10 protein-coding genes are annotated in these 13,720 nt (G+C 43.3%); 3 read left to right on the plus strand and 7 right to left on the minus strand.

What is annotated here, in order from left to right; translation table 11 throughout:
- Positions 1 to 136 precede the first annotated feature (136 nt).
- The 4 genes from LQ983_RS07745 to LQ983_RS07760 all read right to left on the minus strand — a co-directional run bounded on the left by LQ983_RS07745 (position 137) and on the right by LQ983_RS07760 (position 4,588).
- Complete coding sequence (locus LQ983_RS07745; RefSeq protein WP_230622254.1) at positions 137 to 1,033, minus strand: hypothetical protein; 897 nt, start codon at positions 1,031 to 1,033, stop codon at positions 137 to 139.
- Positions 1,034 to 2,398 carry a restriction endonuclease subunit S gene (locus LQ983_RS07750; RefSeq protein WP_230622255.1) on the minus strand — a complete coding sequence of 455 codons (1,365 nt, stop codon included), beginning with the start codon at positions 2,396 to 2,398 and terminating at the stop codon, positions 1,034 to 1,036. It lies immediately after the preceding gene.
- Positions 2,391 to 4,073, minus strand: coding sequence for a type I restriction-modification system subunit M (locus LQ983_RS07755; RefSeq protein ID WP_230622634.1), 1,683 nt, complete (start codon positions 4,071 to 4,073; stop codon positions 2,391 to 2,393). The genes LQ983_RS07750 and LQ983_RS07755 overlap by 8 nt, the downstream gene beginning before the upstream one ends.
- Positions 4,074 to 4,201: 128 nt before the next feature.
- A complete protein-coding gene (locus tag LQ983_RS07760; protein ID WP_230622256.1) occupies positions 4,202 to 4,588 on the minus strand; it encodes a Cu(I)-responsive transcriptional regulator in 387 nt (128 codons plus the stop codon).
- A gap of 94 nt (positions 4,589 to 4,682) precedes the next feature.
- On the opposite strand from LQ983_RS07760, the gene LQ983_RS07765 reads away from it, so the two are divergent.
- Both LQ983_RS07765 and LQ983_RS07770 read left to right on the plus strand, forming a co-directional pair.
- Positions 4,683 to 4,895: a heavy-metal-associated domain-containing protein gene (locus tag LQ983_RS07765; protein ID WP_230622635.1), complete on the plus strand. Its 213-nt coding sequence runs from the start codon at positions 4,683 to 4,685 to the stop codon at positions 4,893 to 4,895.
- A gap of 242 nt (positions 4,896 to 5,137) precedes the next feature.
- On the plus strand, positions 5,138 to 7,297 hold the full coding sequence (locus tag LQ983_RS07770; RefSeq protein ID WP_230622257.1) for a cation-translocating P-type ATPase: 2,160 nt from the start codon (positions 5,138 to 5,140) through the stop codon (positions 7,295 to 7,297).
- A 54-nt stretch (positions 7,298 to 7,351) separates the two neighbouring features.
- On the opposite strand, the gene clpX is transcribed toward LQ983_RS07770, so the two are convergent.
- From clpX to LQ983_RS07785, 3 genes are all read right to left on the minus strand, one after another.
- Complete coding sequence (clpX, locus tag LQ983_RS07775) at positions 7,352 to 8,602, minus strand: ATP-dependent protease ATP-binding subunit ClpX (RefSeq protein WP_230622258.1); 1,251 nt, start codon at positions 8,600 to 8,602, stop codon at positions 7,352 to 7,354.
- A gap of 9 nt (positions 8,603 to 8,611) precedes the next feature.
- Complete coding sequence (clpP, locus tag LQ983_RS07780; protein ID WP_006719109.1) at positions 8,612 to 9,193, minus strand: ATP-dependent Clp endopeptidase proteolytic subunit ClpP; 582 nt, start codon at positions 9,191 to 9,193, stop codon at positions 8,612 to 8,614.
- A 225-nt stretch (positions 9,194 to 9,418) separates the two neighbouring features.
- A complete protein-coding gene (locus LQ983_RS07785; protein WP_230622259.1) occupies positions 9,419 to 11,026 on the minus strand; it encodes a phosphoethanolamine transferase in 1,608 nt (535 codons plus the stop codon).
- Between the two features lie 238 nt (positions 11,027 to 11,264).
- Between LQ983_RS07785 and gshAB the strand changes: the two genes are divergently transcribed.
- Complete coding sequence (gene gshAB / locus LQ983_RS07790; protein WP_230622260.1) at positions 11,265 to 13,541, plus strand: bifunctional glutamate--cysteine ligase GshA/glutathione synthetase GshB; 2,277 nt, start codon at positions 11,265 to 11,267, stop codon at positions 13,539 to 13,541.
- Positions 13,542 to 13,720: the final 179 nt, after the last annotated feature.

Consider the following 13,720-nt stretch of genomic DNA (forward strand, 5'->3'; position numbering starts at 1 on the left):
TTTAGTTTAGGTGTTTTTCATGAGTAATTTTGCTGTTAATCCGACCGCTTGCAGCCAATAAACCTCTGAATAAATTCCCCTCTTTAGCAAAGAGGGGATAGGGGAGATTTGGCAGAAGTGAAAGTATCTTTGTCAGCTATTTAGTCGGAAGTTTATCAACTAATTTTTCAATAATAGATTGCATTTCCCCTTCATCATTTCTTTCTTTTTGTTTTATTAAAAGATCTGCAGGATTTTCTTTTAAAACATTGATGCTTGTTTCTAAAAGTAAAGCAACCATTTTTTCTCTTAATTCAAAATTCATTGATGTTCTTTTTTGAATTGAATCTGCATAATTTAAATAAGAGCGAGCAACTACCTTTTTATGTAAGTATGATTGAACAATTCTTCTATCTTCTTTGATTTGTGATGAAATAAAAAATAAAAACCATAAAATTGGAAACAAGATAAAAACTCTCATTAGAATAAAATCTAATCTATCATCTTCTATTCCATAGTACACAATTGCTCCATTTAATCCTGCAATAATAACTGTAAATAAAAAGCATATTATTAACCATATGATGAATCTATTTTCTTTAGTTTTAAGTGCATTCTTTGATTCTTCATATTGATTATTAAACTCAAAATCAAGATTTTGAATTGTAGATTTTCCGAAAACTTCGTTTGCTTGTTCTTGAATTTCCTTTCTTACTGCACTTATTGCCGTTTGTGCTTTCTGGTTTATTTCTTTATAAAGGTCTAAACCCTGTATTTCACCAAAAGAATTAATCATCCCTTCAAGATTTTTTGAAATTTTATCCTCATCAGGGTAACTAATCTTTTCACCGTGATGATATTTTTTATAAATATCTTCTACATTAACAAGTCTTTTTTCAACATATTCAGAACGCCATTCGATAGCACCTAGCACAGGAATAATAAAATACCGACTAACTTCATAAAATAAATTTGATAACTCTTCCTTGTTGTCATAGTCATAGTTTTCAAAATTATAATAGATTGACTTCCATCTTTCACAAAGTGTGCTCATTTATATTTCTCCATTTAACAATCTAGGTAATAATAAATCTCTTGTTTCTTTTAATGAGATTGAGTTAGCGGTGTTATATCTTATTAAATTCATAATTGATTTAACTTGCTTGTCGAAATAACAAATTACTCTTTCATCTGGAACGATAGCTTTTTGAGCTTTCACTATATCTGTCTTTAAATTAGTAAATACGCTGCCATTTCCTTGTGCAACTAAATCATTTCTGATATTTAAAAAGAAAAAATAGAGATATTCCTGAGTCAAGCTCTTAATATCAGAAAAATATAACCACCCATCGTGAATACAAGCATCTAGTTCTAGAAATCTTGGTAAGCCAGGAGTCGCACTGTTAGATAAGATCAAACTTCCTTTATTTAATAAGACAGTTTTAGATAAACCTTCAGATTTAATATATTCTTTAGTTGAAAATAAAAAGGGATTATCTTCTGCTGTAGCATCGGATATTTTTACCCAATTTAATCCTTTGTCTGATATAAAATCTTTAATCGGTCTAGGAGATCCCCCTCGTTTAATTGTCATTAATGAGCCGAGTTCTTTAACCTCCCACCCCTTCGGCACTTCAATTCCATCAACCTCAACCATCTCACAAGGAAACGCTTTGGCGATTTCTGCTAATTCGGCGTAGCGGTCAGGCTGTGCTTGTGAAAGTGCGGTCAGTTCTTCGGGTGTTTTTCCGCTGATTGTCTGCATGGCTGCCAGTTCGGCTTGTTCAAGGCTCATGCCGTCTGAAAGGGCTTGGACTTTGGCACGCACTGGCTTGAAATCGACAAACCAGCTTTTAAACAGGGCTTGGGCAATTTGTTCCAAGGTTTGGTTGATTTGGGTGTTGAGTTGGATTTTGTCGTCTAATTTTGATAAAACTTGGATACACTCTTTCTGCTTTAGTAATTCTGGGATTTTAATCTCTAGATTTAAGAGATGAGGAACTTTTATACTTGGTTGGACAGATCCAATATTTAAAGATAGGATTTGATCCTGCGTATCTTTTTTGATTAGAAAATAATAAAGATATTCAGCGATAATCTTTTCATTCACTCTTAAGCCTATTAAATTTTGAGCAATGCAGCCTTTATCTTCATTTACTATTGCAACTTTACCTATATTGCCCACGGTAGATATTAAAATATCCCCGATTTTTGGATGCCCTTTTCTGAACCAATTATTATATGTATCTTCAGATACATATTTTGTGACCTTATCAAAATCAGGATATTTATTATTTGAACTGATCATATTAGTTTCAATAAGCTCGTATCCACTATCAGATAATGGAGGATTTTTTCCTCGGTTATCAATAATAAATTCTATGCAATCTCCTAATCTACATTCTTTCCAATCACTCATACCCCAATCCCCCTAAATTCTTCTTAATCTCCGCTTCCAACTCTGCACTTTTGGCAAATTGTTCCTTTAAAAGAGCGGTCAGATTTTGCATTTTTTCTGCAAATGGCACGCCGTCGTCTTCTTGTTCTGCGGTGCCGACGTAGCGTCCCGGAGTGAGGACGAAGTCGTTGCCGGCAATCTCTTCTAAAGTCGCAGATTTGCAGAAAGCAGCTTGGTCTTCATAGCCGTCTGATTGTTGCCAAGCATGGAGAGTATCGGCAATTTTGGCGATGTCGTCAGCGGTGAAATCACGCAATACGCGGTCTTTCATATAGCCGATTTGGCGGGCATCGATAAATAACACGTCGCCTTTGCGCTTTTTGTTGCGGTTTAAGAACCAAATACAGGCGGGGATTTGGGTGTTGGTGAAAAGCTGGCCGGGCAGGGCGACCATACATTCCACCAAGTCGGTATTGATGATGGCTTTGCGGATTTCGCCTTCGTTGTTGGTTTGGCTGCTCATGGAGCCGTTGGCAAGCAATAATGCCATTTTGCCGTTGGGCGAGAGGTGGTAAATCATGTGTTGCAGCCAAGCGAAGTTGGCGTTGCCTTTGGGCGGTGTGCCGTATGCCCAACGTGGATCATCGGCAAGGGATTCGCTCCACCAATCGCTAATGTTGAAGGGTGGGTTTGCCATAATGAAATCCATCTTTTTGTCGATGTGTTGCGGCTGGGTGAAGCTGTCGGCGTTGTGCTTGCCGAAGTCGTAATCAATGCCGCGGATGGCCATGTTCATGGCGGCGAGTTTCCAGGTGGTGGGGTTGAATTCTTGCCCGTAGATGGAAACGTTGTTGATGTTGCCTTGATGGGCGGTGATAAAGCGTTCGGTTTGCACGAAAAAGCCGCCGCTGCCCATGGCCGGGTCATATACGCGGCCGGAGTAGGGCTCGAGCATTTCGACAATCAGGGAAACTATGGATTTGGGCGTGAAATATTGTCCGCCGCGCTTGCCTTCGGCTTGGGCAAAGCGACCAAGAAAGTATTCGTAAACGTGGCCGAGTATGTCTTTTGCGCCTAAATGTACGGGCTCGCCGTTGTAAGTCGGGCGGGTAAAGTGGGTATCGGAGAAGAGGATAATCAGCCCACGCAGAGTGTCTTCGTTTACTGCATAGCCGCTGATGCGTTGGAGGACGCCTTTGAGTTTTTCGTTGTCTTTTTCAATGGCATCGAAGGCATCGTCAATCAGTTTGGCGACGCCGGAAAATTTCCCTCCCCAAGGCAGCTCTGCGCCGATGTTTAAGATGGAAACGGCTTTAATCTCGTCCCAACGGGCTTGCTGCGGCACCCAGAACACATTGTCGGCGGTGTAGTAGTCGCGATTTTCCAGTTCGGCGGTTAAGGCTTCTTGGTATTCTTCTTCGGTGTCGTAAAAAGTGCGGTCAAGATAGAGCGCGTTTTCAGGATCGGTTAGTTCAGCCTGAATTTTGGCTTGTTGATGGGTAAAACTGTCGGAAATGTATTTTAAGAAGATCAGGCCAAGAACGATATGTTTATAGTTGGCGGCGTCAAGCTGTTGACGCAATTTATCGGCAGATGACCAAAGTTTTTCGTCGAGATCGTTTAAAAAGGCTTGTTGTAGGGCTTGGTTTTCAAGCACACTTCTAGTGGCTTCTGGCTTCTGGCTTCTGCATAAAATTTTTCCTTTGTAAAGTGAATAGATAAAAATATGCCTATTTTATAGAAAAAATGAGGTTTTGAAAGGCAAGAAAGGGGTATATTTTTTTGAAAAACACAGTAAAAATTCACCGCACTTTTTTCACATGTCTATTCACTGAGTCCCGCCAAAATCGAACATTCAGGGCAGTCGTTGCCTTGGCAGTTGTCATGCCAGCGTTGGAGTTCAGCCACCATTTTTTGTAGTGCCTGAATTTGCGCGTTGAGGGTTTCGATATGTTGTGCCGTAAGTTGTTTTACTTCACGGCTGTTGCGATGCGGGTTGTCTTGTAATTCAAGTAATTGGGCGATTTGTTGCAGGGAAAAGCCCACGTCTCGTGAGTGACGGATAAAACGCAAACGGGCGAGATCGTTTTCTTCATAGTAGCGATAACCTGAAAGGGTACGTGTGCCGGCTTTGAGTAAGCCTCGTTTTTCGTAATCACGGATTTGTTTGGCAGATAAGCCGGTGAGTTTGGCTGCTTGACTGATATTCATAAAAAGTGTTTGACCTTAACCTAACGTTAAGGTTTATAGTAATCTTACCGACAAAAATCGGCAAGGTTTAACTTAATGATTAAAGGAGCAAATGATGCAAAACGTAACCCTAAAAATTGATGGCATGACCTGTGGTGGTTGTGTGAAAAGCGTGACTCGCGTATTGAGCGAATTGGATGGTGTGGCGCAAGCTGACGTCAGTTTGGAGAAAGCGCAAGCGGTCGTAAGTTTTGATGAAAATAAAGTGCAACCGGCAGCGTTGGTGGAAGCCGTGGAAGATGCCGGGTTTGATGCCGAAGTGGCATGAGTTTTGTTTATTGCTTATTCATTAATGGCGGCATCTCCTGATGCAGCCTTTTGATTGTTGCTTTGTTGTAAGCACGCGTCGGGAGACGCGCGCTATCCAGGTCTTCTGACGTGCGCTATGATTATGAATAAGCACAAGCACAAACATGGACGCTTGCGTCAGCCGTCTTTTAATATCGATGATAAAAAACATTTCCAAAACCCACCGCACTTTTCTGTGAAAAGAAATAAAAAGAGGATGTTATGCAAAAAGTCTCCATTCAAATTGGCGGTATGACGTGCCAGTCGTGCGCCAGTCGGATTGAAAAGGTGTTGAATAAAAAGGATTTCGTGCAGCAGGCGGGCGTGAATTTTGCCAGTGAAGAAGCGCAGATTACTTTTGATGAAAAGCAAACTTCCGTTGAACAACTGATCCAAATTATTCAAAAGACCGGTTTCACGGCTCAATTAAAGCAAGAACAGGCAGCGTTGCCGCAAGAGCGTAACATTTCGTGGCGGTTGATTTTATTGTGGCTGATTAACGTGCCGTTTTTAATCGGTATGCTCGGCATGATGCTGGGGCGACATGATTGGATGTTGCCGCCGATGTGGCAAATGGTGTTAGCCACGATTGTGCAATTCGGCTTGGCGATTCCCTTCTACAAAAGTGCTTGGGGGAGTATTAAAGGCGGGTTAGCAAATATGGATGTGTTGGTCAGCCTTGGCACCTTAACCATTTATTTTTATTCCGTCTTTATGCTGTTTTATCTGCCGCATATGAGCCACGATCATGGTTCGGCAAATATTTATTTTGAAGCTTCCGTCATGGTATTGGGCTTTGTGAGTTTGGGAAAATTCTTAGAAGATCGTACCAAAAAACACAGCCTAAATAGCCTGGGTTTATTGTTACAGCTGACGCCAAAACAGGTGCGCGTGCAACGTAACGACGAATGGCAAACCGTGCCGTTAAATCAAATCCAAGTGGGCGAATTGTTGCGTGCTAACCAAGGCGAACGCATTGCGGCGGATGGCGTGGTGGAAGAGGGCACAGGCTGGTGTGATGAGAGCCATTTAACTGGCGAATCTGTGCCGGAAATGAAGACAACGACCAGTCGTGTGTTGGCGGGCGCGATGGTGACGGACGGCAGTTTGGTTTATCGCTCGCAACAGCTTGGCAGCCAAACGTTGCTCGGCGATATGATGAACGCCCTTTCTGAGGCGCAAGGCAGCAAAGCGCCCATCGCCCGTTTTGCCGACAAAGTGGCGGCAGTGTTCGTGCCAACGGTAATCGGCATTTCCTTGGTGACGTTTTTACTCACTTGGTGGCTTCAACAAGATTTGGTGACGGCGTTGATTCATGGGGTTGCGGTGTTGGTGATTGCCTGCCCTTGTGCGTTGGGTTTAGCCACGCCTGCGGCGATCATGGTGGGTATGGGCAAAGCCGTGAAACAAGGCATTTGGTTTAAAGATGCCGCTGCCATGGAAGAAGCTGCCCATGTGAACGCAGTGGTGTTGGATAAAACCGGCACGCTCACAGAAGGTAAACCGAAAGTGGTTGCTTTTTGGCAGGCGCAAAGTGCGGTCTATTCTGAAGATGAAATTTATGCGTTGGCGGCCGCCATTGAACAAAGCGCGACACATCCGCTAGCAAAAGCCCTTGTGCAAGCCGCGATGGCAAAAAATTTGGCGTTGCCTGCGGTGCAACATATTCAGACTGATGTGGGGCAGGGGATTCAAGGCGAGATTGAACATATCGGCACGGTGAAAGTGGGGAAACCTGCCTATTGTGGTTTGACGTTACCGACCGATCTTGAGCCGGTGTGGCAGATCGCCAGCATTGTGGCAGTCGCTGTAAATGACCAACCTATCGCCGCATTTGCCTTGGCGGACGCCTTAAAGGCGGATAGTCAAAAGGCGATTCAGCGTTTGCAAGAGCACAATATCGATGTGTATATCATGAGCGGCGATAATCTGAACGTGGTGCAATACATTGCCGATCAGCTTGGGATTCAGCATGCGCAGGGCAATATGTCGCCGCGAGATAAAGCAAGTGCGGTCAAACTTCTCCAAGAAAATGGCAATGTGGTCGCCATGGTGGGGGATGGGGTGAATGACGCGCCGGCATTGGCTGCGGCGAATGTGAGTTTCGCCATGCATGATGGTGCGGATGTGGCGCAACACAGTGCGTCGGCAACCCTGATGCAGCATTCAGTCAACCAGTTGGTGGATGCTTTATTGATTTCCCGCGCGACCCTGAAAAACATTAAACAAAATTTGTTTTTTGCGTTTATTTATAACGTGTTGGGCATTCCGTTAGCTGCATTGGGTTTGCTCAGTCCGGTTGTAGCAGGCGCGGCGATGGCGATGAGTTCGATTTCCGTATTAAGCAATGCGTTACGCTTAAAGAAAGTGAAAATTGAATAGTCGTGGAAAAGAAAAGTGCGGTTAAAATTCATTGTGTTTTTTAACCGCACTTTTTTATTCGTTGGAATAAATCAATTCCGGAGATTGGTTGTCGTTGATGACTTTTTCATTGACCACCACTTTTTCCAATCCTTCTAAAGAAGGCAAGTCGTACATGGTGTCAAGCAGGATGCCTTCGATGATGGAGCGTAAGCCGCGGGCGCCGGTTTTTCTAGCGAGGGCTTTTTTCGCCATGGCGATTAAGGCGTCTTGGGTGAATTCCAGTTTCACGTCTTCTAATCCAAACAACGCTTGATATTGTTTACACAAGGCATTTTTCGGTTCGGTCAGAATGCGCACGAGGGCTTCTTCATCTAATTCGCTTAACGGCGCAACCACTGGCAGACGTCCGATAAATTCCGGGATTAAGCCGTATTTCATTAAATCGTCCGGTTCTACCTGTTTGAACAAATCCGTTAATGTAGCTTTGTCTTTTTCGCTCTTGATTTCGGCGCCGAAACCAATCGCAGTGACAACGCTGGTGCGTTTTTCAATGACTTTATCTAAGCCGGCAAAAGCACCGCCGCAAATAAACAGAATTTTGGAGGTATCGATACGCAACATTTCCTGTTGTGGGTGCTTGCGCCCGCCTTGTGGTGGAATGGACGCAACCGTGCCTTCAATGAGTTTTAACAAGGCTTGTTGTACGCCCTCGCCGGAAACATCGCGGGTGATGGATGGATTCTCCGATTTGCGGGTGATTTTGTCGATTTCATCTATATAAATAATGCCTTGTTCTGCACGTTCAATGTCGTAATCACAGTTTTGCAGTAATTTTTGCAACACATTTTCCACGTCTTCGCCCACGTAACCGGCTTCCGTCAAGGTGGTGGCATCCGCCATGGCGAAAGGCACGTTTAACATACGCGCCATGGTCTCTGCCAACAGGGTTTTACCGCTACCGGTCGGGCCAATCAGCAAAATATTACTTTTACCTAATTCCACATCGTTGGTTTGATGTTTGGTGCGTAGGCGTTTGTAGTGGTTATACACCGCCACTGCCAACACTTTTTTCGCATAATCTTGGCCGATAACATAATCGTCTAAATGGGCGCGGATTTTATGCGGTGTTGGTAATTCCTGTTCTTTTGTCGCTTCTGTGTCTTCGCTTTCGGCTTTTTCGCCATGCGCTTCGTTGAGCAACATATCGTGACACAATTCGATACATTCATTACAAATGTAACCGGAAGTGCCTGCGATAAGTTTATTGACTTCGTCTTGTTCTTTGCCACAGAAAGAACAATGTAATTCTTTATCTTTTGCCATTTTTATCTCTTAACGTTTGGTAAACACTTCATCGATTAAGCCGTAGTTTTTGGCTTCTTCGGCAGACATAAAGTTGTCGCGGTCAGTGTCTTTTTCTATAGTTTCAATGGGTTGTCCGGTGTGGAATGCTAGGCGTTCGTTTAACGTGCCCTTAATTTTTAAAATCTCTTGGGCATGAATTTGAATATCCGATGCTTGACCACGGAAACCGCCTAACGGTTGGTGGATCATCACGCGAGCATGTGGCAATGCACCACGTTTGCCCGGTGCGCCGCCGGCTAATAAAAAGGCACCCATGGAACAGGCTTGTCCAACGCACAAGGTACGCACATCCGGCTTGATGAATTGCATGGTATCGTAAATTGCCATACCGGCAGTGACGGAACCGCCCGGTGAGTTGATATATAAATTGATGTCTTTATCGGGATCTTCTGATTCTAGGAAAAGCAATTGTGCCACAATCAGATTGGCCATGTTGTCTTCCACTTCACCGCTTAGGAAAATCACGCGATCTTTCAGTAAGCGAGAATAAATGTCATAGGCGCGTTCGCCACGGGAAGTTTGGTCAACGACCATAGGAATTACACTCATATGTTCCTCAATTTAGTCAGGATAGGGTGAAAAGTGCGGTCAGAAAAAACGGAGTTTTTTGATATTGGACGAGCCAATGGCGCCGCAAAAACAAATTTATTTCATAAAAAACGGGGGCTATTTTACCTGAAAATTTGGGTTTGCTGAATGACTATTCCGGCAAAAATAAAAATGCGGTCATTCGTTTGAAAAAATGACCGCACTTTTAGGCGTTGGAACCTGTTATTACGGTTCTTGTTTTGCCGGATCCTCTTTTAACGACTGATAGTCCACCAAGGCTCGCCAGTTAAAGACTTTGATCGGCTGCGGTTTCGGATTGAAAAAATCTTCCTGGCTTAAATGACTTTCTTTAATGCCTAACCATTGGGCAAAGCCGTGAATAAAATTAAAAGCGCTTTGCGGGTTTTTAACGAGGGTTCTTTTGGTGTCGTCACTGGAAAAACGAACAAAAGGCACCGCATAACTTTGTTTGTATTCTTTGTTATTTAGCATAGACAGATTTTTGCCTGCTCCTAAATGCGCCAAGCCGTGATCCGAGAAATAAATGACGGAATAGCTTTGTCCTTGGTCTTTTAGAATTTGATTCACCTCAGACAATAAACTGTCCGTTTGTTTTAACGTATCTAAATAACACGACATTTCTCGGCTAATTAAATGGAATTTCGGTTCTTCGCCATTTAAATGGGCGCAAAAGGTCGGGTGCGAACCAATTAAATGTAAAACGATTAATTTGGTTTGATCTTTATCTTTCGCCAAAATTTGTTTTAACGGCTCCAATAATGCCGTGTCCGAGATATTGTCCGAATCATACCCGCCTTTTTTGGTAAAGAACGATTCATCTGCTTGAATGCCGATACGCGATGCCATGGTGTCCCATTCGCCCACTTTGCCTTGGTTGGACAACCAATAGGTTTTGTAATGGGCAAGTTTGGCAAGCGAGATAATGTTATCGGTGTAAACCGTTTCTTCATTGTTGTTAATAGAACGATACAGTGTGCGTTGCAACGACGGCTGCGTGTTCGGACCGGCAGCCACATATAAATTGAAAATCAAGCCGTTCACTTGTTCTAAAAATGGTGTGGTTTTTTGTGGGTAGCCGTATAAGGATGTGTAATCCCGTCGCATACTTTCGCCGATCACTAAGACATAGTTTTGATATTTTGGCTCCACGGAAATGATTTGCCATTCCGGTGTTTTGGTTAAGGCGTCATTTAATAATGCCCGTTGCGTTAAATAGGTATTATTCACTTTGATGGCGTTAGACATAAAGCTGACCGGATAAAAGTTTGAGGCTTTAAAAAATTCGGAGAGCTTGAATTCTTTTTCGGGATCCGTATTTTCCACTTCTTTTGTAATGGGCGTATAAAGTGAAAAGGCGAGAAGAGCAAGGTAAACGAGAGTATAGATTTTCTTGTGGTTTTTGTGTTGCGTTTTATGTCGTTGAATCAATAAGATAACGATAAATAAAAGAAGATAACAAAAGGTAAAAATATAAATAGAGAGCGGAATTGCTTTAAAAAAGCCGATGGTTTCACTGAAATTGGTTTCATAAACCGAGGCAATTACCCCAATCGACACCGGGCCATATAATAAGCCGGAAGGAAGATAGCCGAGAGAGAGGGCGAAAATAAAAAGAAAGCCAATCAAAAATAAGATCTTGCTGTGTTTCTGTAAGGTGAAAAGCAGCAAACCTAATGCAAAAATGCTCACCAAATTAGTTAGATAATTATCCAAAATGCCCAAGGCAATGTGGGAAAGAAAGGAAAAAATCAATAATAACAACGCAAAAGTAATGTCATTATTGATGAGATTGTGTTTTTTGAATTGACTCATTTTATGTGCTACAGGTGTTTTTCATGTGCGTTTCTAAGGGCGGAAATTTTAGACCCTTTATTTCCTAAAATGAAGTATTTTCGTTTCAATACATTAAGTTATAACCATTCCTTATGGGGGATGCGATTTTTTTATTTGCATTTAAGGGGATTAATTTTAATAATGTGGCGGTTTTTGAAAAGGTATTGATGCAGTAAGGCTTGAGCGAGTTGAGCCTTACGCAAATAAAGGAAATTTTATGAATATTCAGCAGGTTATAAAAGAAAATCGCTTGGAGCTGTTATTCCAGCAAGGGTCATTTGGTCTTGAAAAAGAAAGCCAACGTGTGCATGCGGACGGGGCGATTGTGGTGACGGAGCATCCAAAATGCTTTGGTAATCGTTCTTATCATCCTTATATCCAAACGGATTTTGCGGAAAGTCAGCTTGAGTTAATCACCCCACCCAATAAAAAAATTGAAGATACATTACGTTGGTTATCCGCCATTCACGAAGTGGTGTTACGTTCTTTGCCGGAAGACGAATATGTCTTTCCGTTGAGTATGCCGGCCGGCTTGCCACCGGAGGATCAAATTAAAGTGGCACAACTGGACAATCCGGTCGATGTGGCGTACCGCGAGCATTTAGTGAAATCGTACGGTAAAAGCAAGCAAATGGTGAGTGGTATTCACTACAACTTCCAGCTTGAGCCAGCGTTCATTCAACAGCTGTTTGCACGACAAAATGACTACCAAAGTGCGGTGGATTTTCAGAACGATTTATATTTGAAAATTGCCCGTAATTTTTTGCGTTATCAATGGATTCTCGTTTATTTGTTCGCGGCGACCCCGACGGTTGACGCCAATTATTTTCGCCACGGCACGCCATTAAAAGCGGGGCAGTATGTACGTAGTTTACGTTCTGGCCAATATGGTTATGTGAATGACCCAAGTGTGAAAGTGTCTTATGACAGCTTGAACGATTATGTGACAACCTTGGAACACGCGGTGAGTAGCGGACAGCTTATTGCCGAAAAAGAATTTTATTCCAACGTGCGTTTGCGTGGTGCGAAACAGGCGCGTGAATTGCTACAAAACGGCATTCAATATTTGGAATTCCGCCTGTTCGACCTAAACCCGTTTGAGGCTTATGGTATCGCATTAAATGATGCCAAATTCGTGCATTATTTTATTTTACTAATGGCGTGGCTAGATGAAGAATCCTTAGCAAGTGCGGTGGAATTAGGCAAAGAAAAATTAGCCCAAGTGGCATGGGAAAATCCGCTGTCGGCAACGGCTTTCCAAGCAGAAGGCGAGCGTGTTTTACAGCAATTACTGGCGATGTTGGCAGAAATTCATGCTGACGCAGAGATGGCCGAGATCGTCAAAGAGAAACTGGCGCAATTTGCCGACCCGAGCCAAACCCTCGGTGCGCGTTTGGTTAATGTTATCGAAGCCCATGGGGGTTATCAAAAACTGGGCGCGGAACTGGCGATTCGTTACAAAAAACAAGCCTTTGAACGTTTTTATGCGTTGTCAGCTTTCGACAACATGGAGCTTTCCACCCAAGCGCTGATGTTTGATGCCATTCAAAAAGGCTTAAAAATGGAGATTTTAGACGAGCGCGACCAGTTCTTAAGTCTGCAATTCGGTGATCATTTGGAATATGTCAAAAACGGCAACATGACCTCCCATGACAGCTACATTTCGCCACTCATCATGGAAAATAAAGTGGTGACCAAAAAAGTGTTGGCGAAAGCCGGCTTTAACGTGCCGCAAAGCGTGGAATTTACCAGTGTGGAACAAGCCGTGGCCAATTATGCTTTATTCGCAGGGCGTGCTGTGGTGATTAAACCGAAATCCACTAATTACGGTTTAGGCATCAGTATTTTCCAGCAGGGCGTGCATGATCCTGAGGATTTTGCCAAAGCCATTGAAATTGCTTTCCGTGAAGACAAAGAAGTGATGGTAGAAGATTACCTCACCGGCACGGAATACCGTTTCTTTGTGCTAGGTGATGAAACCCTTGCCGTGTTGTTACGCGTGCCGGCGAATGTGATTGGCGACGGCGTGCATACGGTGGCGGAATTGGTGGCGCAGAAAAATGATCATCCGTTGCGTGGCGATGGAAGCCGTACGCCGTTGAAAAAAATTGCGTTAGGCGACATCGAACAGTTACAGTTAAAAGAACAAGGCTTAACCGTGGACAGCGTGCCGGCAAAAGATCAGTTGGTGCAGTTACGCGCCAATTCCAACATCAGCACCGGTGGCGATTCCATTGACATGACCGACCAAATGCACCCAAGCTACAAAGCCTTGGCGGTTGGTATCACCAAAGCCATGGGCGCTGCGGTGTGTGGCGTGGATTTAATCATTCCCGATTTAACCAAACCGGCTGAGCCAAGCCTGCAATCTTGGGGTGTCATTGAAGCTAACTTTAATCCAATGATGATGATGCACATCTTCCCGTACGCAGGACAATCCCATCGGGTGACGCAAAACGTACTGAAAATGCTCTTCCCGGAGCTGAAATCATAGCCCAATAGCGTAAAAGGCGAATCAGAGGATTCGCCTTTTTGTTTGCTTGAAGTGCGGTCGGTTTTACAACTGTTTTTTTCTACATTCGATACTTGCGATCATGGCAAAAGACGCACGTTTCAATGCAATTTATGCTATATTGTTCCTCACTTTTTGTGCATTTTGCATTTATTGAGGCT

This window comes from Aggregatibacter sp. Marseille-P9115 (assembly GCF_920939465.1).
GTDB lineage: Bacteria > Pseudomonadota > Gammaproteobacteria > Enterobacterales > Pasteurellaceae > Aggregatibacter > Aggregatibacter segnis_B.